The organism is Hwangdonia seohaensis (assembly GCF_031932625.1).
GTDB classification, from domain to species: Bacteria; Bacteroidota; Bacteroidia; order Flavobacteriales; family Flavobacteriaceae; genus Hwangdonia; species Hwangdonia seohaensis.
The window spans coordinates 1,009,546-1,034,263 of record NZ_JAVSCK010000001.1; the positions used below are offsets into that span (position 1 = coordinate 1,009,546).

Annotated in this window: 24 protein-coding genes; 13 read left to right on the top strand and 11 right to left on the bottom strand. The window is 37.5% G+C overall.

What is annotated here, in order from left to right; all coding sequences use genetic code 11:
- Window positions 1-3 precede the first annotated feature (3 nt).
- Window positions 4-528 carry a DUF2975 domain-containing protein gene (locus RNZ47_RS04350; RefSeq protein WP_311936940.1) on the bottom strand — a complete coding sequence of 175 codons (525 nt, stop codon included), beginning with the start codon at window positions 526-528 and terminating at the stop codon, window positions 4-6.
- 182 nt (window positions 529-710) lie between these two features.
- On the opposite strand from RNZ47_RS04350, the gene RNZ47_RS04355 reads away from it, so the two are divergent.
- The 4 genes from RNZ47_RS04355 to bioA all read left to right on the top strand — a co-directional run bounded on the left by RNZ47_RS04355 (window position 711) and on the right by bioA (window position 4,273).
- Window positions 711-1,847 carry an aminotransferase class I/II-fold pyridoxal phosphate-dependent enzyme gene (locus tag RNZ47_RS04355; RefSeq protein ID WP_311936942.1) on the top strand — a complete coding sequence of 379 codons (1,137 nt, stop codon included), beginning with the start codon at window positions 711-713 and terminating at the stop codon, window positions 1,845-1,847.
- A complete protein-coding gene (locus RNZ47_RS04360; RefSeq protein WP_311936944.1) occupies window positions 1,844-2,257 on the top strand; it encodes a putative signal transducing protein in 414 nt (137 codons plus the stop codon). The genes RNZ47_RS04355 and RNZ47_RS04360 overlap by 4 nt, the downstream gene beginning before the upstream one ends.
- 51 nt (window positions 2,258-2,308) lie before the next feature.
- Complete coding sequence (gene bioD, locus RNZ47_RS04365; protein WP_311936946.1) at window positions 2,309-2,923, top strand: dethiobiotin synthase; 615 nt, start codon at window positions 2,309-2,311, stop codon at window positions 2,921-2,923.
- An 84-nt stretch (window positions 2,924-3,007) separates the two neighbouring features.
- Window positions 3,008-4,273, top strand: coding sequence for an adenosylmethionine--8-amino-7-oxononanoate transaminase (bioA, locus tag RNZ47_RS04370; RefSeq protein ID WP_311936950.1), 1,266 nt, complete (start codon window positions 3,008-3,010; stop codon window positions 4,271-4,273).
- On the opposite strand, the gene RNZ47_RS04375 is transcribed toward bioA, so the two are convergent.
- The 5 genes from RNZ47_RS04375 to RNZ47_RS04395 form a co-directional block, all read right to left on the bottom strand.
- A complete protein-coding gene (locus RNZ47_RS04375) occupies window positions 4,270-6,624 on the bottom strand; it encodes a penicillin-binding protein 1A (protein ID WP_311936952.1) in 2,355 nt (784 codons plus the stop codon). The two genes, bioA and RNZ47_RS04375, sit on opposite strands and share 4 nt — an antisense overlap.
- Before the next feature lie 81 nt (window positions 6,625-6,705).
- Window positions 6,706-7,200, bottom strand: a complete 495-nt coding sequence (locus RNZ47_RS04380) for a gliding motility lipoprotein GldH (protein ID WP_311936955.1) — start codon at window positions 7,198-7,200, stop codon at window positions 6,706-6,708.
- A complete protein-coding gene (locus tag RNZ47_RS04385) occupies window positions 7,187-8,377 on the bottom strand; it encodes a PSP1 domain-containing protein (protein ID WP_311936957.1) in 1,191 nt (396 codons plus the stop codon). The genes RNZ47_RS04380 and RNZ47_RS04385 overlap by 14 nt, the downstream gene beginning before the upstream one ends.
- Window positions 8,378-8,580: 203 nt before the next feature.
- The gene (trhO, locus tag RNZ47_RS04390; protein ID WP_311936960.1) at window positions 8,581-9,654 is read right to left on the bottom strand and encodes an oxygen-dependent tRNA uridine(34) hydroxylase TrhO; all 1,074 of its coding nucleotides are present in this window, start codon (window positions 9,652-9,654) and stop codon (window positions 8,581-8,583) included.
- Window positions 9,655-9,909: 255 nt separating this feature from the next.
- Complete coding sequence (locus RNZ47_RS04395) at window positions 9,910-10,221, bottom strand: hypothetical protein (protein WP_311936963.1); 312 nt, start codon at window positions 10,219-10,221, stop codon at window positions 9,910-9,912.
- A gap of 195 nt (window positions 10,222-10,416) precedes the next feature.
- Between RNZ47_RS04395 and recA the strand changes: the two genes are divergently transcribed.
- From recA to RNZ47_RS04415, 4 genes are all read left to right on the top strand, one after another.
- Entirely contained in the window at window positions 10,417-11,427 is a 1,011-nt protein-coding gene (recA, locus tag RNZ47_RS04400) for a recombinase RecA (RefSeq protein WP_311936966.1), read from the top strand.
- 130 nt (window positions 11,428-11,557) lie between these two features.
- On the top strand, window positions 11,558-11,968 hold the full coding sequence (locus RNZ47_RS04405; protein ID WP_311936968.1) for a hypothetical protein: 411 nt from the start codon (window positions 11,558-11,560) through the stop codon (window positions 11,966-11,968).
- A gap of 30 nt (window positions 11,969-11,998) precedes the next feature.
- Window positions 11,999-12,541: an RNA polymerase sigma factor gene (locus RNZ47_RS04410; RefSeq protein ID WP_311936971.1), complete on the top strand. Its 543-nt coding sequence runs from the start codon at window positions 11,999-12,001 to the stop codon at window positions 12,539-12,541.
- The gene (locus tag RNZ47_RS04415) at window positions 12,541-14,079 is read left to right on the top strand and encodes a hypothetical protein (protein WP_311936974.1); all 1,539 of its coding nucleotides are present in this window, start codon (window positions 12,541-12,543) and stop codon (window positions 14,077-14,079) included. Before RNZ47_RS04410 ends, RNZ47_RS04415 begins: the two co-directional genes overlap by 1 nt.
- 83 nt (window positions 14,080-14,162) lie before the next feature.
- Here the strand turns inward: RNZ47_RS04415 and RNZ47_RS04420 are convergent, their stop codons facing one another.
- Window positions 14,163-14,900, bottom strand: a complete 738-nt coding sequence (locus tag RNZ47_RS04420) for a lysophospholipid acyltransferase family protein (protein ID WP_311936977.1) — start codon at window positions 14,898-14,900, stop codon at window positions 14,163-14,165.
- A 116-nt stretch (window positions 14,901-15,016) separates the two neighbouring features.
- On the opposite strand from RNZ47_RS04420, the gene trpS reads away from it, so the two are divergent.
- Window positions 15,017-15,985: a tryptophan--tRNA ligase gene (gene trpS / locus RNZ47_RS04425; RefSeq protein ID WP_311936982.1), complete on the top strand. Its 969-nt coding sequence runs from the start codon at window positions 15,017-15,019 to the stop codon at window positions 15,983-15,985.
- Between the two features lie 114 nt (window positions 15,986-16,099).
- A complete protein-coding gene (locus RNZ47_RS04430) occupies window positions 16,100-16,909 on the top strand; it encodes a DUF1853 family protein (protein WP_311936985.1) in 810 nt (269 codons plus the stop codon).
- Between the two features lie 9 nt (window positions 16,910-16,918).
- Here RNZ47_RS04430 and dprA read toward each other — a convergent pair whose 3' ends face one another.
- Window positions 16,919-18,037 carry a DNA-processing protein DprA gene (gene dprA, locus RNZ47_RS04435; RefSeq protein ID WP_311936988.1) on the bottom strand — a complete coding sequence of 373 codons (1,119 nt, stop codon included), beginning with the start codon at window positions 18,035-18,037 and terminating at the stop codon, window positions 16,919-16,921.
- A 104-nt stretch (window positions 18,038-18,141) separates the two neighbouring features.
- On the opposite strand from dprA, the gene RNZ47_RS04440 reads away from it, so the two are divergent.
- Complete coding sequence (locus RNZ47_RS04440) at window positions 18,142-19,098, top strand: HU domain-containing protein (RefSeq protein WP_311936992.1); 957 nt, start codon at window positions 18,142-18,144, stop codon at window positions 19,096-19,098.
- 81 nt (window positions 19,099-19,179) lie between these two features.
- Window positions 19,180-19,689 carry an acyl-CoA thioesterase gene (locus RNZ47_RS04445; protein WP_311936995.1) on the top strand — a complete coding sequence of 170 codons (510 nt, stop codon included), beginning with the start codon at window positions 19,180-19,182 and terminating at the stop codon, window positions 19,687-19,689.
- 436 nt (window positions 19,690-20,125) lie between these two features.
- Here RNZ47_RS04445 and dxs read toward each other — a convergent pair whose 3' ends face one another.
- Window positions 20,126-21,892, bottom strand: coding sequence for a 1-deoxy-D-xylulose-5-phosphate synthase (gene dxs, locus RNZ47_RS04450; RefSeq protein WP_311936999.1), 1,767 nt, complete (start codon window positions 21,890-21,892; stop codon window positions 20,126-20,128).
- Window positions 21,893-21,955: 63 nt separating this feature from the next.
- On the opposite strand from dxs, the gene RNZ47_RS04455 reads away from it, so the two are divergent.
- Window positions 21,956-22,405 carry a nucleoside deaminase gene (locus tag RNZ47_RS04455; RefSeq protein ID WP_311937004.1) on the top strand — a complete coding sequence of 150 codons (450 nt, stop codon included), beginning with the start codon at window positions 21,956-21,958 and terminating at the stop codon, window positions 22,403-22,405.
- A gap of 266 nt (window positions 22,406-22,671) precedes the next feature.
- On the opposite strand, the gene RNZ47_RS04460 is transcribed toward RNZ47_RS04455, so the two are convergent.
- A complete protein-coding gene (locus tag RNZ47_RS04460) occupies window positions 22,672-22,908 on the bottom strand; it encodes a hypothetical protein (protein WP_311937006.1) in 237 nt (78 codons plus the stop codon).
- Window positions 22,908-24,710, bottom strand: a complete 1,803-nt coding sequence (locus RNZ47_RS04465) for a chloride channel protein (protein ID WP_311937009.1) — start codon at window positions 24,708-24,710, stop codon at window positions 22,908-22,910. Before RNZ47_RS04465 ends, RNZ47_RS04460 begins: the two co-directional genes overlap by 1 nt.
- Between the last annotated feature and the right edge of the window lie 8 nt (window positions 24,711-24,718).

The following is a 24,718-nucleotide window of genomic DNA, read 5'->3' on the forward strand; positions in this document are numbered from 1 at the left end:
GGGTTATATGGTTAATTCGTTTTCTTCTTCAGCTAGTTTTCCTCGTTTAAAAATTTCGGCAAGAAGATAAAAAGCCAATCCTGCTGGGATTAAAAAGGTGAATTCCGCTTTAAGTTCGTTAAAAAAGTTAAAAGTAGATTTGCCAATCGCGGCTAAAAGAAATCGCAATACCAAAATATTGATGGTATATAAAATAAAAATGTTACCTATCTTTTTAAAGTACTTAATATTATTATCGCTAAAGTAGTTTCCGTTTTCAATTTCTTTCAGAATCGATAAAAAATAAGAAAAACCATAAATAAGATACGCCTTCCAAAAAAACAATCCTGCACTAATCGCGTAATAACTCCATTGGATTGCATTTTTTGAAGTAAACCAAGATTCATTTTTATCTGCTGATTTTACCCAATTTTGAAACGTTTCAAATTGGTTAAAATCAAACTCGCGTAAATCATTAAGTAATATTGAAACTGCTGAAATTAAAACAGCCCAGGTAACGATGGTTAAAGTTTGCGTATTGTCTTTCATAATTATATGGTTAATTCGTTTTACGACTGCATTTCAAGTCGCCTTAGGTAGAAATATTATCGTTTAACAATAACAAATATATAAAAATTATCGATAAACAATAATATTGTGTTAAAAACTTATTTTTGAAATTAGACCTATCAGGTTTTGAAAACCTGACAGGTCTTGACTATCTTTGATTAATGCTACCTCAAAAATTACATCAAAAACTCGAAGAGCGCAAAGCGAATAATGCCTTACGTCAACTTGATTCACGGAATGGTTTGGTAGATTTTTCATCAAACGATTATTTAGGGTTTGCCAAATCCGAATCTATTTTTAACGCTACGCACAACCTTTTAATTGGGCATGATATGCTGCAAAATGGATCAACGGGTTCGCGTTTGCTTTCGGGTAATCATTCATTTTATAACATTGTAGAATCCTTGGTTGCCGATTTCCATAATAGCGAATCGGCATTGATTTTCAATTCGGGTTACGATGCCAACCTTGGCTTTTTTAGCAGTGTGCCGCAACGCGATGATGTTATTTTTTACGACGAATTTATACACGCTTCCATTCGCGATGGTGTTTTACTTTCCAATGCAAAAGCTTATAAATTTAAGCACAATAATGTGAAAGCCTTGGATGAGATGTTGGAACGCGTTCAGTATAAAGGCAACGCATACATTGTTACGGAGTCTGTTTTCTCTATGGATGGCGATGCCCCGGATTTGGTTGCCATGTGCGAATTAGGCAAAAAACACAAAGCCTTTTTGGTGGTTGATGAAGCCCATGCTATTGGTGTTTTTGGCACATACGGCGTTGGTTTAATTCAACAATTAAACTTAGAAGAATACGTTTTTGCACGTTTGGTAACTTTTGGAAAAGCCATGGGTTGTCACGGTGCCGCTATTTTAGGAAGGGCTGTTTTAAAACAATATTTAGTCAATTTTGCCCGAAGTTTTATTTACACAACAGCTTTGCCACCACACACGCTCGCTACTGTTCATTCGGCTTATAATGCGTTGGTTTCTACGAAAAACATAGAAAAGTTGCATCAAAACATTCAGCATTTTAAAAATGAAATTGTTAAAAACAAACTTCAAAATCATTTTATTGAAAGCAATTCTGCGATACATTGCTGCATTATTTCAGGTAATGAAAACGTGAAATCAATGGCAAAAAAACTTCAAGAAAACGGTTTTAATGTAAAACCCATTTTGTCGCCAACAGTCGCAAAAGGCGAAGAGCGCTTACGCTTTTGTTTGCATAGTGATAATTCGGAAAGCGAAATATCGAAAGTATTACGGCTCTTAACTACATTTGTAAATATATGAGCGAGACCTTTAAAACCATAGCCAGATTTCAGTATTCTTCTGAAGCCCAAATTATAAAGGGCAGATTAGAAGCCGAAGGCATTCAAGTTTTTTTATCTGATAATCTTACCATCGATACCGACCCGCTGGTTAGCAATGCCATTGGTGGCGTTAAATTAAAAGTGCTGTCCACCCAAGCTATGGAAGCACAACATATTTTGAATGCCATACACAAGTATTCGGTTGATGACGAAGGCAACACCTTAAACTGCCCGAATTGCAAAAGCGAAAGAATAGAGCTGTTTTCTACAATAAAAGACCTAAAATCCTTTTTTGCCTTTATCTTTGGGTTCCTTTTCGGTGCACTGCCTTTACACGCAAAACATAAATATAAATGTGAAGATTGTAATACTGAATTCGATTTAAAATGATTTTTTAGCCGTTACCGAAAGTTCGGGAGCGGTTTATTGTTAAAATATTCAATGAAGAACAACACATATTTTATAACAGGAATTTCAACCGAAGTTGGTAAAACCATAGCATCGGCAATAATTACTGAAGCTTTGGAAGCCGATTACTGGAAACCTGTTCAAGCAGGCGAATTGGACCATTGCGATACGGATAAAGTAGAACGATTGGTGTCGAATTCCAAATCCAAGTTCCACCCCAATGCTTATGCGTTGGAAACGCCAATGAGTCCGCACGCAGCTGCAGAAATTGACAATATTACTATTGATATTAAAAAAATTAAAGTTCCGAAAACAAGTAACCATTTGGTTATTGAAGGCGCTGGCGGATTGTTTGTGCCTTTAAATAATACACAAACGGTTTTCGATTTAATAAAACCTAATTATAAGGTAATTGTGGTTTCAAGGCATTATTTAGGAAGCATCAACCACACGCTTTTAACCATAAATGTTTTAAAAGAAAAAGGCTTCGATGTTTCGTTGGTTTATAGCGGAAACGAACACAAATCAACAGAAAGCATCATTAAAAAAATGACAAATGTCCCTGTTATTGGGCGTATAGATGAAGAGCCTTATTTTGATAAAAATGTAGTAAAGGAATATGCTGAATTGTTTAAAGACAAGTTGTAGCTGTCATTCCTGTGAAAGCAGGAATCCACTATGCAACTAAAAGTTAAAAAATAGATTCCCGCCTTCGCGAGAATGACAAAAAAAATGAATTTAAAAGAACGCGATACAAAACACCTGTGGCACCCCTTAACACAGCACAAATTACACCCGGAAACCATTGCCATAACCAAAGCAAAAGGCTGTGTTTTAACCGATGAGGATGGCAACGCATATATCGATGCCATTGCCTCTTGGTACACCTGTATGTATGGGCATTGCAACGCGTATATAACCAGTCGGGTTTCGGCACAAATGCAACAGTTGGACCAAGTGGTTTTTAGCGGATTCACACACGAGCCCGCTATAAAATTATCCGAAGCTCTTATTAAAATACTCCCGGAAAACCAGAACAAGATATTCTTTAGCGACAATGGTTCAACGGCTGTTGAAATCGGTATTAAAATGGCGTTACAATACCATTTTAACAAAGGCGTAAAGCGCAATACCTTAATTGCTTTTGAAGACGGATTCCACGGCGATACTTTTGGCGCGATGAGTGTTTCTGGTTTATCGATTTACAACGGGCCTTTTGAGGATTTCTTTTTAAACGTAAAACGTATTCCTGTCCCAAATGGAAAAAATCACGATGCCATTTTAAAAATGTTGCGAGACATAGTATCTAATAATAAAGTCGCTGGATTTGTTTACGAACCTTTGGTACAAGGTGCAGCGGCCATGAAAATGCACAACGCCGAGGGGTTAAATGAGATTCTTGAATTCTGCAAAAACCAAAATATCATTACCGTTGCCGACGAGGTGATGACGGGCTTCGGAAAAACGGGTAAACATTTTGCGTCGCTTTATATGGAAACCAAACCAGATATTATGTGTTTGAGCAAAGCTTTAACCGGCGGGTTATTGCCCATGGCTTTAACCACGTGTACGCAAAATATTTATGAGGCTTTTTATAGTGACGATATGAGCAAAGGCTTGTTTCACGGGCATACGTATTCAGCAAATCCGCTGGCTTGTACCGCAGCTTTGGCGGGTGTGAAATTGTTGCAATCCGATGATATTCAAAAACAAATTCAAGCTATTAACGCTTCGCACCAAGCATTTGAGAGTCGTATAAAAACGTGTCCTAAAGTAAAATCCACACGACAATTAGGCGTTATTTTTGCCCTCGATTTGAACATAGAAATGGAACGCTACGGTAATTTACGCGATAAGCTTTTTAAATTTTTTATGGACAATGGGGTGTTTTTACGTCCCTTAGGAAGTACCATTTACATTCAAGCGCCTTATGTAATCACCAAAAAACAGCTGGAAAAAGTCTATCAAGTTATTGAGGATGCGTTAGAAATGATTTAATTAAAATCTAAATCATCAGGTATTTCATCTTTATCATCATCAATAACGGTTTTTTCATTGGCTTTAGAGCAATCAACTAATATTGAAAGGTTTGCTGGTTCCTCAAAATCTTCTTTAGAGATATTTAAGCTTTCATCGGCATAACAGCTTTTCATGTACAAGCCCCAAATAGGCAACGCCATGGCCGCACCTTGACCGTAAGTAATGCTTTTAAAATGGACTGCTCTTTCTTCGCCACCAACCCAAACGCCAGTAACCAAATTTGGTACCATGCCCATAAACCAGCCATCACTTTGGTTTTGTGTGGTTCCTGTTTTTCCGGCAATAGGATTTGTAAACTCGTAAGGGTAGCCCGTAACCACTTCTCTATAGTCTGCTCTGTAAGCGTCGGCGCCTTTTGTACGTAAGCGAACACCCGAACCAGATTGTGTTACACCTTCCATAAGTTTTACGGTTACATAAGACGTTTCTGCACTTAATACATCGTTGGTTTCAGGTGAAAATTGATATAAAATGGTACCGTTTTTATCCTCAATAGTTGTTACCATAACGGGTTTGGTGTAAACGCCTTTATTGGCAAAAGTGGCGTAAGCACCAACCATTTCGTAAACGCTTAAATCGGGTGTCCCTAAGGCAATGGATGGCACCGGAGGAATATCAGATTCTATGCCTAATTTTCGTGCTAAATCGATAACGGTTTGCGGACCAACCTTATCAATTAATCTAGCTGTAATGGTATTTACAGAATTAGCCAACGCATTTTTTAATGTTCGCGTACCGCCATAATTAAGATTGGAGTTTTTTGGGCACCATTCTTCTGGGTTGCCGTGCTTGTTGGCTTCAATACAAAACGGTGTGTCCGGAAGCTCATCGCAGGGCGATAAGTGCAACTGATCTACTGCCGTAGCATAAACCAAAGGTTTAAACGTAGAGCCTATTTGACGCTTACCTTGCTTTACCATATCGTACTGAAAATGCCTATAATTCATGCCGCCAACCCAAGCTTTTACATGACCGGTTTGCGGATTCATGGACATCATGCCGGTTCTTAAAAACGATTTGTAATAACGCATGGAATCGATAGGTTTCATAATGGTATCCCGTTCTGAAGGTTTGCCGTCTTTCCATTCAAAAACAGTCATTTGTACCGGTTTGTAAAATGAGTCTTCTATCTCTTTGTCCGGTTTTTTTAAGTCGTATTTCATGTGTCGCCAACGTTCGGATTGTTTCATTGAACGCTGCATTAAAGTATCAATGGCGCCATTGGTTAAATCCAGAAACGGCGCCGTTGGGTTTCTATCGGGTGTGTTTTGATGGAAAAACTCTGCTTGCAACTTAGGCATGTGTTGCTGTACCGCATCTTCGGCATACTTTTGCATACGCGAATCGATGGTGGTATAAATTTTTAAGCCATCGTTGTATAAATTCCAATTGGTGCCGTCTGGTTTTGGATTGTTTTTTATCCAATCTTTCATAAAACCAGCAAGGTATCCTCTAAAATAAGTAGCAAGGCCTTCGCGATGCGATTCCGGGGTAAAGTCTAAATCCAGTTCGGTTTTCTGTAAGGAGTCTTTAACCTGTTCATTAATATATCCGTATTTTTCCATTTGAAGCAAAACAACATTACGTCTGTTTTTTACGCCAACTGGATTTCTGCTTGGTATTGGATTATAAAAGGAAGAGTTTTTAAACATCCCCACCAACATAGCGGCTTCTTTAATATCCAAATTTTTGGGTTCTTTATTAAAGTATATTCTGGAGGCACTGCGTATGCCATCGCCATTGTTACCAAAATCGTAAACATTAAAATACTGTGCTATAATTTCTTCTTTGGTATATTGTCGTTCTAATTTAATGGCAATAACCCATTCTTTTATTTTTTGGGTTATAGTTTCAAAAATATTGTTGGTTCTAACGCCCACAAACAACTGTCTTGCCAATTGTTGCGAAATTGTACTGGCGCCACCCCGTTTTCCCAAAAAAGCAAAGGCTCTTAATGTGCCTCGGGCATCGATACCAGAATGCTCGTGAAAACGGGCATCTTCGGTAGCGATTAAAGCATCGACTAAATGGGGCGATAAATCCTCAAAAGCTACGGGAGTTCGGTTATCGTTAAAGTAATATTTCCCCAGGGTTACGCCATCGGCAGAAATAATTTCGGTTGCCAAATGGGTTTTAGGGTTTTCCAATTGCGTATGGTCTGGCATGGCTCCAAGCCAACCCCACGATGCTGCTGAAAATATAAGTGCCACTGCAAGAATACCTACTGAGAACAATATCCAAAACCAACGGATATATTTTGAAAAATCCTGTGTGCCTTTTGTTTCCTTTTTTGCTTTTGTTTTTGCCATTTAATTTTGAATATTAAATACACTTCGACTTTAGCCTGTCTTGAGCGAAGACGAAAGGCTCAGTGTGACAATTGATCGTTTTTATTTACTTGATGGGTTTTCTATTCTAAAGCCAACATCTGTGATACCTTCAAGCTCCACAACACCATTTACTTTTCCGTTTTCCCGCATAGCATGTTGGATACTAACCACATATTCGCCTGCTTCTTTAAAAACAACATGCTCTTTGTACCACAATTTATTTTCTTTAACACCCGTTATTCCTGTTCCTAAAAGCTTTCCGTTGGGGTCTGCCATTCTGTATTCTAAAGTGTCTTTTATGGTTTTGCCATGAGGAAAAACCATTTCGACTATTAAATACAAATTGTTAAATTTATAATCGTTGGTATTTCTTAAATTAACAAACAAATTATAGGGCTTTATTGAATCTGGTGGATTTACCGTAAAGCTAACCACAGAATCTTTATGCCATGTGTTTGGAACCGGTTTATAGGTATCGAAAACACGGTTAGAATCGCATGATACCAAAACAAAAGAAAAAATTAAAGAAAACAATACCGAACTACTTCGCTTCATTTTTACTTTTTTGAGGTTTTCTTCTGTTGTTTTTTTTGTTTCTGTTGTTACGGCCCTTATTGTTTTTACGTTTGTTACGCCCTTTTGGACTATCGAACCGCGTTAAACTATCTTGTCCTACAACGTTCTCAAACTCTGTTTTAGTATCTTCAATAAGGTCTGAGGCGTATTCTTCAAGGCTTGCAATTTTTTTGTTTTTCTTATTGGCCTCAATAATTTCATTAGCTTGGGCAGTGGTTATTTTGTGCCAATTCATCCATTCGCCTTCGTAGGCATACCACATGTGTCCTTTAAAAATATCGGTTTTCTGGCATACTGCCGTTCCTTTTTCGGTTTTAAGTTTTATATCGGTTTTGGGGAACGCTTTTAAAGCATCCAAATACGTATCGAGTTCGTAATTTAAGCAGCATTTTAATTTACCACATTGGCCGGCAAGCTTTTGTGGGTTTAAAGATAATTGCTGATATCGGGCTGCCGAGGTACTTACCGATCTAAAATCAGTTAACCATGTGGAGCAACACAACTCGCGCCCGCAAGAGCCAATGCCACCAAGTCTTGCCGCTTCTTGACGAAACCCAACTTGTTTCATTTCTATGCGTGTTCTAAACTCGCGGGCAAATACTTTTATGAGTTCCCTGAAATCTACACGCTCTTCGGCGGTGTAATAAAATGTGGCTTTACTGGCATCGCCCTGAAACTCGATGTCCGAAATTTTCATTTGTAATTTCAAATCGATGGCAAATTGGCGCGCTTTCACTTTCATTGGTTCTTCTCTATCGCGTGCTTTTTGCCAAATATCAATGTCTTTCTGACTTGCCTTTCGGTAAATTTTTAAAACCTCGTCGCCTTTGGTCGAAACATTTTTCCGTTTCATTTGAACCCGCACCAATTCCCCCGTAAGGGTAACCATGCCAATGTCGTGTCCCGATTTTGCTTGGGTAGCAACCACATCGCCAATACTTAAGGTTAGGTTTTCGGTGTTGTGATAGTAGTTTTTACGCCCGTTTTTAAACCGGACTTCCACCCAATTAAAGGGTTTTTCGCCGTTTGGAAGCGACATATTTGCGAGCCAATCAAAAACAGTTAGTTTGTTGCAACTGTCTGTGCCGCAAGTGCCGTTGTTTTTACATCCTTTAGGTTGACCGTCTTTTCCAGTTGAACAACTGTTACAAGCCATAAATTTCTATATATTGAATTCGTTAATAATCAAATTATTACGAATGAAGGTTTATAAATCTTTTTAGATTCCCACTTTCGTAAGAATGACAAAATGAGTGGATTTTTGAAACAAAGTTTCAAAAGAAATCTTCACGACGTAAATATAAGATTATTCTAAAGACTTAAAACAAAGAATTTATAGTTGTTGATTTTGACTGAGGTTTAGCCCTCTTTCTTTTTTAATACTTCAAAAATATTCCTTAAATCTTTTTTATAGGGCAAATGGTCTGCGCGCCCTTTTTTGAAGATGTCGTTGCTATTGCCTTGGCCTTTACGCATCTCTTTTTGCTCTTCGTAAGGTAGGGCGTGAATCTCTTTACAGTTTGTCGAACAGCAATTGTTCATTTCTGTTTTACAGGCATCGCATTGAATAAACAATAAGTGGCAAGCATCGTTGGCGCAATTGGTGTGCACATCAAAAGGGCTTCCGCATTGGTGGCAGCGTGCAATAACGTCGTCACTAATTTTTTCGGCTCTGCGCTCATCAAAAACAAAATTTTTCCCAATAAACTTATTTTCTAATTGCTTTTCGTTTACTTGTCGGGTGTATTCAATAATACCGCCTTCCAATTGGTACACATTTTTAAAACCTTTATGCTTAAAATACGCGCTGGCCTTTTCACAACGGATACCGCCAGTACAATACATAACCAATTTTTTATCTTCTTTATGGTCTTTTAAATCGTCTTCAATAATATCCAACGATTCTCTAAAGGTATCCACATCTGGGGTCACGGCATTTTTAAAATGACCGATTTCGCTTTCGTAATGGTTGCGCATATCAACCAAAACGGTTTTGTCGTCCTCAATAAGTTCATTGAATTTTTCTGCACCCACATGAATGCCTTTGTCCCGAACATCAAAAGTGTCATCGTTTAAACCATCGGCAACAATTTTGTGGCGCACCTTTACTTTAAGCTTTAAAAAAGACATATTGTCTTGCTCAACAGCAATATTTAAACGGATGCCTTTTAAAAAATCGATGGTATCCAAATGCGATTTAAAGGCGTTAAAACGATCTGCCGGAAGCGATAACTGCCCGTTAATGCCTTCGTGGGCGACGTAAATTCTACCCAGAACATCCAAGGCGTTCCAAGTAATAAACAATTCGTCTCTAAATTCTTGAGGATTGGTAATTTTAGCGTATTTATAAAAAGAAAGCGTTAACCGGTCTTTACCAGCTTTTTCGATTAATTCGGCTCTTTCTTTAGCGCTTAATTTATTGTACAGTTGCATGCTATACTAATGTTTTAAGGTTAAAACCGCATGGTGCGGAATAAAGAAATATTTTAAAATGCAAAAGTACAATTTTAAAAGGATAGCACAATAAATCGTATAAAAAAAGCACCTTAAATAATATAAAGTGCTTTACTAAAATAGTTTGAGTTAGTCTAATTCCCAACCATTATTAGATCAATTTCATAGCAAAATTTTTCCTGCGTTTATTTTATAGATGCAAAATATGTAAAAAGGTTGCGTGGTATTTTTAATTTATATTGAAATAACATCAAAAACATCAAATTGTTTGGGGTAGATTTTGTCCATAGTACAAATTAACAACGACGTTTTTTCTTTAGTTTTAAATTGAATTTTTAAAAGGGGTTTTTGATATGCTTTAGGAAGTGTAGCGGTCATTATAGAGTCGTTTTCGCTTAATTTTATAATGAAAACGGGTTCGGGACCACCACCACACGATGTTTGATTTATTACGGTTCCGGTTTGAATGGATTCATCTTCATTTTGAGAATCACAAGCAATAAATAAAACACAAACACATAAAAAAACGACGGAAGTTTTAAACATATTTTTGGATATTAAATTTTGAAAATAGCTTCTATATTTTAAAGATGAAATATTTGAATAAAGGTTGCGTGGTACATTTGAATTAATTATCAAAAAAACGATTTTTTTGCTTAAAATTTTAATGTTGAAAACTATTATTGTACCATGAAAAAAGATGTAGTATTTTAGCATATATAATTTCAGAAAAAACAGAAAATGAGTAACGAAAAAGAAAAAGAAGCAAAATTAAAAGCGTTAAAACTTACATTAGATAAATTAGATAAAGCCTATGGCAAAGGCACCGTAATGAAAATGAGCGATGCTGCCGTAGTTGATGTCGATGCCATTCCGTCCGGCTCTTTAGGATTGGACATTGCCTTGGGCGTTGGTGGCTATCCGCGTGGTCGGGTTATAGAAATTTATGGGCCGGAATCCTCGGGTAAAACCACATTGACTTTACACGCTATTGCCGAAGCCCAAAAAGCTGGTGGTATTGCTGCATTTATTGATGCCGAACATGCCTTTGATAGATTTTACGCTGAAAAACTTGGGGTTGATATTGATAATTTAATTATCTCGCAACCCGATAATGGCGAGCAAGCTTTAGAGATTGCCGACAATTTAATTCGCTCTGGCGCTATAGATATTGTGGTGATAGATTCGGTTGCTGCCTTAACGCCAAAAAGTGAAATTGAAGGCGAAATGGGTGACTCAAAAATGGGCTTACATGCGCGTTTAATGTCCCAAGCCTTAAGAAAACTAACGGGTTCGATAAGCAAAACCAATTGTACCGTGATTTTTATTAACCAATTGCGCGAAAAAATAGGCGTGATGTTTGGCAATCCCGAGACCACAACTGGAGGTAATGCCTTAAAGTTTTATGCATCGGTTAGATTGGACATTCGTCGTTCTACTCAAATTAAAGATAGCAACGGTAATGTTTTAGGAAACAAAACCAGAGTTAAGGTGGTTAAAAATAAAGTGGCTCCGCCTTTTAAATTGGCTGAGTTTGATATTATGTATGGCGAAGGCGTAAGTAAAGTTGGCGAAATTTTAGATGTGGCCGTTGAGCACGAAATAGTTAAGAAAAGTGGTTCGTGGTTTAGTTACGACGATACCAAACTCGGGCAAGGGCGCGATGCCGTAAAAGCTATTATTAAAGACAATCCCGAACTCATGGACGAGCTCGAAGATAAAATCAGAACCGTTTTAAAAGCATCAGAATAAATAAAAAATCCCGACTTTTCGGGATTTTTTATGCAATTATATCAATACGGCACGCAACCTTTCGTTTTTTTTTGCATCTATGAAATACAAAAACATGTATTAAAAAGAAAAATTAAAAAAATTATTTGCAATGAAAAAGTTAGTCGCCCTAAGTTTAGCTTTATTTTTATTTGCGTCATGCAGTCTTGATGATGATAGCCAAAATTACAGCTTTGAAATTTTACCTATTGAAAGCGTTGATATTCCCGATGAGTTTACTCTGGGAGAAACCTACCCAATAACGGTTTCCTATTTTAAGCCATCAACATGTCATTCTTTTAAGGAATTTTATTATTTGAGAGAAAATAACGAACGTACGGTTGCCGCCATTAATTATGTGTTTAATAACAACAGTTGTGACACATTAACAGACGAGCTGGTAGAAGCCACGTTTAATTTCATTGTTACCAGTAACGGATCCTATATATTTAAGTTTTGGCAAGGAGAAGATGCTAGTGGGGAAGACCAATATTTAATTATTGAAGTGCCCGTAACAGAGTAAGTTTAAGTATTAACCTATACATGTTTTAATTTGAGTTTAAATCAACTCATAGAAAATTGTAGAATTAATGATACTAAAGCCCAAGGAGAATTGTACAAACTCTTTTCGAGTAAACTATTCTCCGTATGCTTAAAGTATTCGAGGAATTATGCCGAAGCAGAAGATAATTTGCAAGACGCATTTTTAACCATTTTCGATAAAATAGAACAGTATAAAGGCAAAGGCTCTTTTGAAGGCTGGTTAAAACGGATAACCGTAAACACGGTTTTACAACGCTACCGAAACGAAAAGGTTTTTGATATAATAAATGAAAACGTAGCCGACGAGGTTGAAATAGAGATTGACGAAGACCAAATACCTTTAGAATATCTCTTAAAAATAATTCAAGAATTACCAGATCGTTACCGTTTAGTGTTTAACCTTTATGTTTTAGATGGCTATTCCCATAAAGAAATAGCGGAGATGCTAAACATAAACACAGGGACTTCAAAATCCAATTTAGCCCGGGCTAGACAAACGTTGAAGGACACTATAGAACAGTATAAAACAAGACAAAGTTTACAATCCTTATAATGAGTGATAAAAAACATATAGACAGATTATTTCAGGAGCGTTTTAAAGATTTTGAAGCCACGCCCAGTGATGCTGTTTGGGCAAACATTGAAACCGAACTTAATAAGAAAAAGAAAAAACGACGGCTTATTCCTATTTGGTGGCGTTACGCAGGCGTTGCGGCTTTACTGTTGCTTTTGCTCACTGTTGGCGGTTTGTTTTTCAATGATTCCAACACCACTGAGCCAACCCAAGTTGTTGATACAAAAGAGGCGGTTTTAAATGATTCGAACAAAAAGGACAATAACAATTTAATTGATTCCGATAAAAAAGAGCCAAAAATTATTGACGAAAAAGAAGCTGTCGCCACATCGAATACCGAAAAAGAATCGACTGAAAAAGTATCTGATTCAAAAACCGATGAAGCTCTTAAAAACATGACGCCTTCAAACGAAACATCGGTTGCCGAAAATACGTTTTCAAAACACAAAAATGAAGGCACACAAAAATCGCAGCAGCCTTCAAATAAAAAATCAAGTGTTTCCGATGCTATTGTAAAAAGCGATAACACCACGGCAGTTGCTCAAAATTCAACAGAAAAAAGCAACGCGACTATTCAAAATAAAAATGAAAGCCCTCAAATCGACATCGGTAAAGCAAACGGAATAATTAACAATTCCACAAAAAACAATACCGCTATTGCGGATGTAAAGCCCGATGATATTTCGACAGATTCGATAGCCAAAACCGAAGCTATTGCCGATAACAACATCAAGGAAAACACGCTTACCATTGAGGAAGTATTAGATAAAAATAAAGATATTATTGAAGAAGAGGACGAAAAATTAAATAGGTGGAGTATTGCCCCAAATGCTGCGCCTGTTTATTTTAGTAGTTTGGGCGAAGGCTCTTCCATCGATCCGCAGTTTAATAACAACTCGAAAAGTGGCGAACTCAACATGAGTTACGGTATTAAGGCCAGTTATGCGGTTAATAAAAAACTAAGTATTCGCACCGGGATAAATAGAGTTAATTTGGGTTACAACACCAATAATGTTGTGGTGTTCCAATCCTTAAGCTCCAGCTCTAGTTTATTGCAAAATGTAAATACAAATGCGGGTACGGCCGATGCTGTTTCTATTATAAGCAGCGAAAATGTGAACACTTCAAAAAGTCCGGAAGCTTTTGCAAAAACCTCAAACACGTCCATTAATCAAGATATGGGTTACATTGAAGTGCCTTTGGAAATTCAGTACGCGCTCACAAACAAAAAATTAGGGGTTAACCTTATTGGTGGCTTTAGCTCGTTCTTTTTAAACAAAAATGAAATATTCTCAGAAATTGCAGGGTCTCGAACCCTTTTGGGCGAAGCGAGCAATATTAACAACGTAAGTTACAGTGCCAATTTTGGTGTGGGGTTAAATTATAAAGTTTCGCAAAAAATAGATTTGAATTTTGAGCCGATGTTCAAGTATCAAATCAATACGTTTAATAACACGTCTGGTAATTTTAAACCTTATTTTATTGGGGTTTACACCGGATTTGCTATAAAGTTTTAGGTTTTTGGTTAGATCTAGATATCGGTTTCCTTTAAGCTCGGAAACCAATATCGAAAAGGAACTGCTCTCCCCAGAGCAGTTCTTTATTTATTATATACTTGCAATTGCCTTAAAATAACCTGTCTGGCCGCTTGGTTTAAAGCTTTGGTGTCTTCAACCGTTAAGTGTTCCGTCGCTAAAAATTTATGGACTTTAACACGCATTTTTCCCGGACCTCCGCTAAAGAAAATATACGAAAAGCGTTTTTTATTGTCGGCAAATGTTAATGGCACAACCGGTATTTTATGGTTAATGGCCAACCGGAAAGCACCATCTTTAAAATCGTCTAATTCAATATGTTCCTCGGGTACGCCACCTTCAGGAAAAATACAAATACTCACACCGGTTTTCAATCGGCGTTGTGCTCTTAAAAAAACGGCTTGTCTGCTTTTAGCCGAGTTTCTATCAACTAAAATACAGGTGCGTTTATAGAAAAATCCGAAAAGCGGAATTTTAGCCAGCTCCTTTTTTCCAACAAAAACAAACGGGTTTTTAACCGAAACCAACATTAGCATAATATCGGTCATCGATGTGTGGTTGGCAATAAACATGTAGCTTTTGCCTTTTTCCGGTGTTTGTTCGCGCTCAATTAGAGGCCTAAAGCCCATGCCCATTAAAATAAATCGAGCCCAAAAACGCGCTAATTTAAAAAAGAACGGATACCAAGATTCTTTTAAAATAGATATTAAAAGAATGGGAAACATAATAAGTATGGGTAAGGCAACAAGTATATAAAACCAAATGCGGTACAATACCCAAAAAATATATTTAAAAATGCTCATGGAGCCCAAAAATACGTAATTGTATTGAGCAATTCTATTAAAAAAATTACCTTTGTCCGAAGAATAAAATCTGAGTTTTAATTTAAAAAGATTTCCACTTTCGTGGAAATGAAAACATGGCAAGAATACTTACAGGCATACAAAGTACCGGAACACCACATTTAGGAAACATTTTAGGCGCTATTATGCCAGCAATAAATATGGCAAACAAGCCCGAAAACGATTCGTATTTGTTTATAGCAAACATGCATACTTTAACACAGATTAAAGATGCCGAAACATTACGTTATAATACGTATTCGGTTGCAGCTACATGGTTAGCTTTTGGGTTAGATTATGAAAAAACGGTGTTTTACAGACAAAGTGATATCCCGCAAGTAACCGAATTATCATGGTATTTAAGTTGCTTTTTTCCGTACCAACGTTTAACCTTAGCGCATAGTTTTAAAGATAAAGCCGATAGGTTAGAGGATGTAAATTCTGGACTGTTTTACTACCCTATGCTAATGGCGGCCGATATTTTGTTATACGATGCAGACATAGTTCCCGTTGGGAAAGACCAATTACAACATATTGAAATGACACGCGATGTAGCATCGCGTTTTCATACTAAAATGGGCGAGACTTTTGTATTGCCAGAAGGTAAAATACAAGAAAATACGATGCTTATTCCGGGAACAGATGGTGAGAAAATGAGCAAGAGTAGAAACAACATCATCAATATATTTTTAGATGATAAAAAGCTCCGCAAGCAAATCATGTCTATTGAAACCGACAGCACACCACTTGAAGATCCAAAAGATTGGAGTACCTGCAATTGCTTTGCGCTTTATAATTTATTAGCAAATGATGCTCAAATTGAAACCATGAAAGCCAATTACGAAAACGGTAATTATGGTTACGGGCATGCCAAACAAGCCTTATTTGAATTGATTGTTGACAAATTTGCCACACAACGCGAACGCTACAACTATTACATGAATAACCTCGAAGAAGTTGATAAGGCTTTGGTTGTTGGTGCTGAAAAAGCGAAAGTTGTTGCCGATGAAGTTTTGAATCGAGTTAGGGAGAAGGTTGGGTATTAACCTTTGCAAAACAACACAAGCTTCTTTAATTTGAAGTTGTTGACTAATTTCCGTTTTTTGAAAAACCTATGTTGAAACCTATTCGGCATACTTTAATATTTACTTCTTTTAAAGATGCACCAAAAAACAAAAGACATTCAAAACCGATATGATGGTTTCCTTGAAACACGGTGTTTGTGGAAAAAACATAAGGTTTTCGATTTGCATCAGTTTGAAATCAATTCCACACCAACAAAAATCGATATTGAAATAGACGAAAAATTACGTCTGGGAAAATATATAGAACGCTTGGTAGCTTTTGAATTGCAGCAAAACCAATCAATTTCCATTCTGTCTGAAAACATTCAAATTCAAGATCAAAAAGCAACTTTGGGCGAATTGGATTGTTTGCTTTTAAAAGATGAAAAACCCATTCATTTAGAAATAATATATAAAATTTATCTTTATGATGATACCATTGGAAGCTCTGAAATCGAACATGTTGTTGGCCCCAATAAAAAAGATGCTTTAGTTGAAAAATTAATTAAGCTAAGCCAGAAACAATTACCGTTACTAAACTCCAAACACAGCAAAAAATATCTAAAAACCTTAAATTTAGATGTTACTGAAATTGAACAACAGGTTTATTTTAAGGCACAATTATTTATTCCTTTTCAAAAAGACATCTCGTTAAAAACCTTAAATCAAGATTGTATTTCGGGTTTTTATATTTACAAAACGCAAATGCAGCAATTTTCCGATTGTAAATTTTATATACCTAAAAAAATTGATTGGACTATTACACCACATACGTATGTAAATTGGTTGCCTTTTGAATCATTCACAAAAACAGCAAAACCCTTTTTGGAGCGTCAATTTTCACCGCTTTGTTGGATAAAATTCCCCAACGGCACATTAAATAAATTCTTTTTGGTTTGGTGGTAGTAATGGCTGTTATATCACTTCAAACAATTTTCCGGGTAGTGGTCTTATTACACCTTTAAGTTCCATGGTCAACAAAATACTCGCGACTTTAAATATAGGCATCTCGCAATTAATGGCGATCACATCAAGTAGTTGTTTATCGTTGGCTTTAAGATAATTATAAATGATTTTTTCGGTTGCGTCCAACTCAACAAATAGCTGTTTTTGTACGGTTGGTTTGGCTATTGAGCCTGTCGAAATATCGTCTAATTGCCAATTCAACATATAAGGCACATCCAATGGGTTGGAAAGCAGGTGCGCTTTTTGGTGCTTAATTAAATTATTACAACCCACACTTTGCGAGTCTGTTGTACGCCCCGGAACCGCAAATACATCGCGGTTGTACGAATTTGCAATATCGGCAGTAACCAAGCTTCCGCCTTTTTCGGCAGACTCAATAACAATGGTAGCTTCGCTTATGCCGGCAATAATTCTGTTGCGCTTTAAAAAATTGTTTTTGTTAAAGGTGTCGCTGCTCCAAAAATCGGTAAAAAACCCACCGTTTTTTTCAACTTCAACCATATATTTTTTATGTATTTTAGGATAAATGGTATGCAACCCATGCGCCAAACAACCAATGGTTTGCAAGTTGTGTTTTAATGCCGATTTATGCGCGGTAATATCGGTGCCGTAAGCAAAGCCCGAAACAATAATAGGGTTATAAGGCAGGAGTGTTTCTACCAAATGTTCGCAAAATGCGATGCCGTTTGTTGTGATTTTTCGTGCGCCAACAATGCTAATAATTCGTTGTTCTTTTAAATGAATGTTCCCCGATTGAAACAATAAAATAGGGCCATCAATACAGTGTTTTAGTTTTTCGGGATAGCTGTCGCCTTTAAAATATAAAACCTTGAGCTGGTTTTCTTTTATAAATTGTATTTCTTTTTCAGCTTCTTTTAAATGATGTGTTTTAAACAAATCACCTAGAACAACACTACCAATACCATCAATTTTTAACAGATTATGCTTTTTTTCTTTTAAAACCGCTTCGGCAGAACCACAATGTCCAATGAGTCTTTTGGCCGTTATATCACCAATATTAGGCACATGTTGCAAGGCTAAAGTGTAAAGTAAATCGTTTTCTGTCATGGTAAACATTTGGTTTTAAAGCTACAATAAAAGAATTTTTCGACTGTTAATAAATACTTCACCTTAAATTTTATCTAAAAGCATATTTTTTTAACTTTGTTTTTATGCAACTAGAAACCTACATAAGCGATTTACTTTATAGATATGAGTGCGTTACCATTCCGGAATTCGGATCTTTTTTAACGCAGCGCGTATCGGCAACAATTAACGATTCAACAAATACGTTTTATCCGCCAAAAAAAGCGGTGTCTTTTAACGAGCAAATTCAACAAAACGATGGCTTGTTGGCGCACTATATTGCCGATGTGGAAAAAATCCCATTTGAAACCGCCACAAAAAAAATTGCGAAACGTGTTAAAATACTCAAGTCGTATTTAACACAGGGCGAAACGCTTACGTTTAGTAATATTGGCGAAGTGGTGTTTAATGATGAAGGTAAAATTTTATTTGAACCAACATACAACCTCAATTATTTAACCGATTCGTTTGGATTGTCTCAATTCGTTTCACCTTCGGTAACCCGCGAAGTTTATAAAAAAGAAGTGGAGCAAATTGAAAAGGTAATTCCGCTTACCGTTACACCCGAAAAACGTGCTTCGACAGGCTCAGTAACCGCAAAAAGACCGTATTTAAAATATGCAGCCGTAGCCTTAGTTGCCTTAACGCTTGGTGGGTTTGTCGCTTCAAATTTTTACGTAAATCAAATTGAAACGCACAACCAATTGGCGCAAGAAGAAGCGACAAAACAATTGGACACCAAAATACAACAAGCGACTTTTAGTTTAAATCCGTTGCCTGCCATTACATTAAATGTAACCAAACAAACGGGCAATTACCATATTGTTGCCGGGGCTTTTAGAGTTGAAGAAAACTGCAATAAAATTATAGCCCAACTTAAAAAAGAAGGCTTTAACGCCAGAAAAATTGGTGTAAACAAATACGGATTGCACGAAGTGGTTTACGCGAGTTACGAAACAGGTAAAGAGGCTCTTAAAGCCATTCGTGACATTAGAAAAACACACAACAAAAATGCGTGGTTGCTAGTTAAAAAACTAGATTAATATCTAAAACAATTCAAGGCTTTTTTACTTCTTTAATATTTAAAAGCACAGTACCTTTGCAGCATTGTTAAAACAAAAGTGATGCAAGCAAAAACACCCGAGCAATCAAAAACAACCATGACCGACATGGTTTTACCTGGTGAAACCAATCCGCTAAACAATTTATTTGGTGGCGAACTGCTCGCGCGCATGGATCGTGCCGCAAGTATTGCCGCCCGTCGCCACAGTAGGCGCATTGTGGTTACCGCGTCGGTTAACCACGTAGCGTTCAATAAAGCGGTGCCTCTGGGCAGTGTGGTTACGGTTGAAGCCAAAGTGTCCCGCGCCTTTAAAACCTCCATGGAAGTGTTTATTGATGTTTGGATTGAAGATCGTGAATCGGGCGAAAAATCTAAAGCCAACGAAGCCATTTATACCTTTGTTGCCGTAGATGATACGGGCAGGCCCACTTCGGTCCCGGAAGTGCATCCTCAAACCGATTTGGAAAAAGAACGATTTGATGCCGCATTGCGCCGCAAGCAATTAAGTCTCCTGTTGGCGGGTAAAATAACACCAAATAAAGCCACCGAACTCAAGGCCTTGTTCGAATAAATAATCTCGAATTAAATGTTTTTGGGCGTTCCCTTCGCTTATACCTTCAAGGTTGGATGCTGAAACAAACCTGATAACTATCCGGACGCACATGAAACCTCGAAGGGTCGCTTCGGTCGGGCTTTCCGCTATATCTTTTTAAATCGTCATTGCGAGGACGAAGGACATGGCAATCTGCCAAATTTTAGTTTCCTCAATCTTTGTTGTGTTCAAGTTTAAAAAGGATGCCGCATCAATCCCTAACGCGCTAGTTTGCTAGCCTGTGAGTTTCAATTGGAAGTTATTTTGTTTTTGCAGAGGATTGTTTAGCGGTTATGCATTATTGTAGTACGTTTTATTCCCAATGCTCAAAAAATTTAGTTGGATTTGTTATATATAAATGTGCTTTTGAAATTTTTTACAAAATCAAAATGACTTATAATTCAAATAGCTTTTATTATAAAAATAAATTAAACTGGGTTTTTAAACTCTCGGCATCCAAACCAACCGATTTTTGCAATTCATCAACACTGCCGTGTTCAATAAATACATCAGGAATTCCCAGTGTTTTAATCGAATTATTATAGTGGTTTGCAGCGGCGAACTCTAATATAGCAGAGCCAAACCCACCTATAACCGAAGCGTCTTCAATGGTTAAAATGGTTTTATACGATTTAAAAATGGCGTGCAATAAATCCGTGTCCAAAGGTTTTACAAAACGCATATCGTAATGCGAAACAGCCTCTTTGTTATCGCATAAAGCTATGGCATCGCTTACATTTTGTGCCATGTTTCCAATACTTAAAACAGCCAGTTTATGGCCTTTTTTAAGTTGCGTACCTTTCCCGATTTCAATGCTTTTAAAAGGTTGTTTCCAATCCATGGTCACCCCACGACCCCGCGGATAACGAATGGCAATAGGTTGCCCCAAACCTAGTTGTGCGGTGTACATGATGTTGCGTAATTCAACTTCATTTCTCGGCGCAAAAATAATGAGGTTTGGTATGCATCTTAAATACGATAAATCGAAAACCCCGTGATGCGTTGCCCCGTCTTCGCCCACTAAACCTGCGCGATCCAAACAAAAAATTACGGGTAGTTTTTGTAAGGCCACATCGTGGATAATTTGGTCGTAAGCACGCTGTAAAAACGTGGAGTAAATATTGCAAAACGGGATTAAACCCTGAGTTGCCATACCAGCGGCAAGGGTAACGGCGTGTTGTTCGGCAATACCGACATCAAAAGCGCGATTGGGTATTTTATCCATCATATATTTCAACGAACTTCCCGTGGGCATCGCCGGTGTAATGCCCACAATGTTTTTATTTTTTTCGGCAAGCTCCACAATGGTATGCCCAAAAACATCTTGGTATTTTGGTGGCTGCTGGCTAGCGCCAGATTTCGCAATGAGTTCGCCTGTTATAGCATCAAACTTTCCTGGGGCATGGTATTTTACTTGGTCTTCTTCGGCCTGTTTTAAGCCTTTCCCTTTAGTAGTAATAACGTGCAGAAACTTGGGGCCTTTTACCGTTTTTAGCCGTTTTAATTCTGTGATAACAGCATCGATATCATGGCCGTTTATCGGTCCGGAATAATCAAAATTTAAAGCTTCAAAAATATTGTCTTGTTTTTGGGTGCCTTTTTTTACATTGGTTAAATACATTTTTAAAGCGCCAACACTTGGGTCGATACCAATGGCGTTATCATTTAAAATAACCAATAGATTTGCATCGGTAACACCGGCATGGTTTAAGCCTTCAAAAGCCATTCCGCTAGCAATACTGGCATCGCCAATAACGGCAATATGGTGTTTGTCTTCGCCTTTTAACTGCGATGCAATGGCCATACCCAAGGCCGCCGAAATGGATGTTGAGGCATGCCCAACACCAAAGGTGTCGTATGCACTTTCATCGCGTTTTGGAAAACCGCTGATACCTCCAAATTGGCGATTGGAATCAAATACATCTTTTCTGCCGGTTAAAATTTTATGGCCGTAGGCTTGATGGCCCACATCCCAAATAAGTTGATCTTCGGGCGTATTAAAAACATAATGCAAAGCAATGGTAAGCTCTACAACGCCTAAACTTGCGCCCAAATGCCCTTGTTTGGTAGCGACGATATTGATGATAAACGCGCGTAATTCTTGAGCAAGTTGCTCTAAGTCTTTTTGTTTTAAAAGACGGAGTTCTTTGGGAGAGTTTATGGAATTTAAAAAGCTGTTCATTGCGTTACAAATGTAGTATATGAAAATGATACCATTATCATTTGAAATCGTATTTTTGTTTTTATGCTACAACCATTCGACGATACTTATTTTATGAAAAAAGCCCTCCAAGAAGCTGAGGCTGCTTTTGATAAAGGCGAAATTCCTGTGGGTGCTATTATTGTAATTGATAATAAAATTATTGCCCGCGGACATAATTTAACCGAAACCCTAACCGATGTAACGGCGCATGCCGAAATGCAGGCCATTACCGCTGCGGCTAATTTTTTAGGCGGGAAATATTTACAGCAATGCACCTTGTATGTCACCTTGGAACCTTGCCAAATGTGTGCCGGCGCTTTATATTGGAGTCAGATTTCCAACATTGTTTACGGTGCTCGGGATAAGGAACGCGGTTGTATTAATTTAAAAACCAAACTGCATCCAAAAACAACGATTAAAGGTGGGGTTTTGGCGGATGAAGCTTCGGAACTTTTGAAACGTTTTTTTATTGAAAAACGGAATTTGAACTAATTACTTTAGCTGTTCTTTTCTGTTTTCTGTTGGTTTTTGCGGACAATAAACGACTGCTAAGTGAAGGCTGACTATTGCGGACTGACTCCGCGTTAGGGATTGATGCGGCATCCTTTTTAAAGGCAAAAAAGAATTGATTTTGGATAAGCACTGAAATTTAACAGATTGCCACACTTCGACTGCGCTCAGTGCAGGCTATCTTCGTCCTCGCAATGACGCTTTAAAAAGATATAGCGGAAAGCCCGACCCGTAGGGGAACGCCCAAATTATTTGCGTTTATCGCCTTCGCGCTCGCGCATTTTATCAAGATTTTCTTTGGTGAGCATGTAATCTTGAATTTTTTTGTCTTTCCAACGGTAATATGAAAACAAGGGGAATACGATTAAAAATAGGGTAACAACGCCAAAGCCGATAAGCTGTTGCGAATAGGCGGTTTCTAAAAGAAAGCCACTTGTTATTAATCCTATGGATACGACTAGAAAGAAAATGATGATATACTTCATTAGGTTGTGCTGTTAATTAGTTCGCGCCTGTATGCTGTGAGTAATTTAGATTTCGATACAAAACCATAGTAGCATCCGTTTTTAATTACCGGTAAATTCCATGCGCCTGAATCCTGAAATTTTTTCATTACGGTTTGCATATTATCTTTTTCATATACGATGTAATCGGGCGGGTAGTGCATAAAGGTTTCAACGGTAGTGGTGGTATACAAACTTTGGTCGAACATAATATCCCTAATATTGTCTAAAAGTATAATGCCCACCAATCGTTTGTGTTCATCTACAACCGGAAACAGGTTTCTGCTGGATTTTGCTACGCCTTTGTGTAGCATAACGCCCAAGGTCATATTTGGGTTTAGCTCCACAAAGTTTTGTTCAATTACATGGTCTAACTTCATTAAAGTCAAAACGTTTTTATCCTTATCATGAGTTAGTAAGTCGCCTCTTTCTGCCAATTCTCGGGTGTAAATGGTGTGTTCCATGTAGTTTTTGGTAATCATATACGAAATGGCAACCGTAATCATTAACGGAATAAACAACTCGTAACCATCCGTGATTTCGGCTATTAAAAAAATGGCCGTTAAGGGCGCATGAATGACACCGGCAATAAGTCCTGCCATGCCTACCAAAGTAAAGTTGGATTCGGACACTTGATAGCCCATGCCAATATTATTAATAACTTTTGCCACAACGTTGCCCAAAGCACTTCCCATAACCATGGTTGGTACTATAACTCCTCCAACACCACCTGCTGCAAATGTAGTAGTCATTGCAATAACTTTAAATAGGGTAAAGCCTATTAGCAATACTATAACGACCCATATATTGTCTAAATATTCATCGAAAAAAGTTGAGCCCAAAGCGTGCAGATGGTTGCCGTCAAAAAGATCTTTGGTAAAACTTAAACCCTCACCGTAAAGAGGCGGAATAAAATACAGCATGATTCCAATAATTATTCCGCCAATAACCAGCCTTACCAACCGCGATTTAAACTGATCGAAAAAGTTGTATACGGCAAAGTAAATTTTGGTGAAATATAAAGAGGCTATTCCTGTTCCGATACCCAATGCAATATAGAAAAGAGTATCATTAATGGTGAATTTATCGGTGAGGTCGAAATTAAAAAGTACTTCATCACCCAAAAAGAAATAAGACGTTAGTACAGACGATATGGATGCAATTAATAATGGCAATAACGAGGTAAAGGTTAAATTTAGGCTAAACACTTCAACAGCAAAAACGATGGCTGCAATAGGCGATTTAAACATAGAGGCCATAGCTCCGGCCGTGGCGCAAGCAATTAGCAATGTGCGTGTTTTTCGGTCTATATGAAGCAGTCTACTTAGGTTGGAACTTATAGCGGAACCAGATGTTATAGCAGGCCCCAACAACCCAACCGAACCACCAAAACCAACGGTTAGCGGCGCCATTATTAAAGGGTGGTATATTAATTTGTACGACAGTAATCCTTTTTGTCTTAATAGCGAATAAAGCAACGAGGGAATAGCTCTTTTAACAAAAGTAGGTGTGGCGGGTTTCATTACTTTTTTAAAAAAATAATGTTTAATGATATAGACTAAAAGCAGACCGACAATAGGCAAAATAAAATAGAGCTGATTCTCTGAGGAAATGATGCCTTTTTCTAAAAGCGCTTGAATGGCATACGTAATGTTTTTTAGTATTACCGCTGCTAAACCAGCCAATAAACCCACAATGATGCTTAGAATAAATACGAAATTTTTTGGAGATATATATTTATATCTCCAAACATGTATACGCTTTAATAAAGAGGGTATTGGCATTTTATAAA

Excerpts from the sequence above, each read along its gene's own strand:
- RNZ47_RS04350 (WP_311936940.1), bottom strand. The coding sequence starts at position 528 with ATGAAAGACAATACGCAAACTTTAACCATCGTTACCTGGGCTGTTTTA.
- RNZ47_RS04355 (WP_311936942.1), top strand. The coding sequence starts at position 711 with ATGCTACCTCAAAAATTACATCAAAAACTCGAAGAGCGCAAAGCGAAT.
- RNZ47_RS04360 (WP_311936944.1), top strand. The coding sequence starts at position 1,844 with ATGAGCGAGACCTTTAAAACCATAGCCAGATTTCAGTATTCTTCTGAA.
- bioD (WP_311936946.1), top strand. The coding sequence starts at position 2,309 with ATGAAGAACAACACATATTTTATAACAGGAATTTCAACCGAAGTTGGT.
- bioA (WP_311936950.1), top strand. The coding sequence starts at position 3,008 with ATGAATTTAAAAGAACGCGATACAAAACACCTGTGGCACCCCTTAACA.
- RNZ47_RS04375 (WP_311936952.1), bottom strand. The coding sequence starts at position 6,624 with ATGGCAAAAACAAAAGCAAAAAAGGAAACAAAAGGCACACAGGATTTT.
- RNZ47_RS04380 (WP_311936955.1), bottom strand. The coding sequence starts at position 7,200 with ATGAAGCGAAGTAGTTCGGTATTGTTTTCTTTAATTTTTTCTTTTGTT.
- RNZ47_RS04385 (WP_311936957.1), bottom strand. The coding sequence starts at position 8,377 with ATGGCTTGTAACAGTTGTTCAACTGGAAAAGACGGTCAACCTAAAGGA.
- trhO (WP_311936960.1), bottom strand. The coding sequence starts at position 9,654 with ATGCAACTGTACAATAAATTAAGCGCTAAAGAAAGAGCCGAATTAATC.
- RNZ47_RS04395 (WP_311936963.1), bottom strand. The coding sequence starts at position 10,221 with ATGTTTAAAACTTCCGTCGTTTTTTTATGTGTTTGTGTTTTATTTATT.
- recA (WP_311936966.1), top strand. The coding sequence starts at position 10,417 with ATGAGTAACGAAAAAGAAAAAGAAGCAAAATTAAAAGCGTTAAAACTT.
- RNZ47_RS04405 (WP_311936968.1), top strand. The coding sequence starts at position 11,558 with ATGAAAAAGTTAGTCGCCCTAAGTTTAGCTTTATTTTTATTTGCGTCA.
- RNZ47_RS04415 (WP_311936974.1), top strand. The coding sequence starts at position 12,541 with ATGAGTGATAAAAAACATATAGACAGATTATTTCAGGAGCGTTTTAAA.
- RNZ47_RS04420 (WP_311936977.1), bottom strand. The coding sequence starts at position 14,900 with ATGAGCATTTTTAAATATATTTTTTGGGTATTGTACCGCATTTGGTTT.
- trpS (WP_311936982.1), top strand. The coding sequence starts at position 15,017 with ATGGCAAGAATACTTACAGGCATACAAAGTACCGGAACACCACATTTA.
- RNZ47_RS04430 (WP_311936985.1), top strand. The coding sequence starts at position 16,100 with ATGCACCAAAAAACAAAAGACATTCAAAACCGATATGATGGTTTCCTT.
- dprA (WP_311936988.1), bottom strand. The coding sequence starts at position 18,037 with ATGACAGAAAACGATTTACTTTACACTTTAGCCTTGCAACATGTGCCT.
- RNZ47_RS04440 (WP_311936992.1), top strand. The coding sequence starts at position 18,142 with ATGCAACTAGAAACCTACATAAGCGATTTACTTTATAGATATGAGTGC.
- RNZ47_RS04445 (WP_311936995.1), top strand. The coding sequence starts at position 19,180 with ATGCAAGCAAAAACACCCGAGCAATCAAAAACAACCATGACCGACATG.
- dxs (WP_311936999.1), bottom strand. The coding sequence starts at position 21,892 with ATGAACAGCTTTTTAAATTCCATAAACTCTCCCAAAGAACTCCGTCTT.
- RNZ47_RS04455 (WP_311937004.1), top strand. The coding sequence starts at position 21,956 with ATGCTACAACCATTCGACGATACTTATTTTATGAAAAAAGCCCTCCAA.
- RNZ47_RS04460 (WP_311937006.1), bottom strand. The coding sequence starts at position 22,908 with ATGAAGTATATCATCATTTTCTTTCTAGTCGTATCCATAGGATTAATA.
- RNZ47_RS04465 (WP_311937009.1), bottom strand. The coding sequence starts at position 24,710 with ATGCCAATACCCTCTTTATTAAAGCGTATACATGTTTGGAGATATAAA.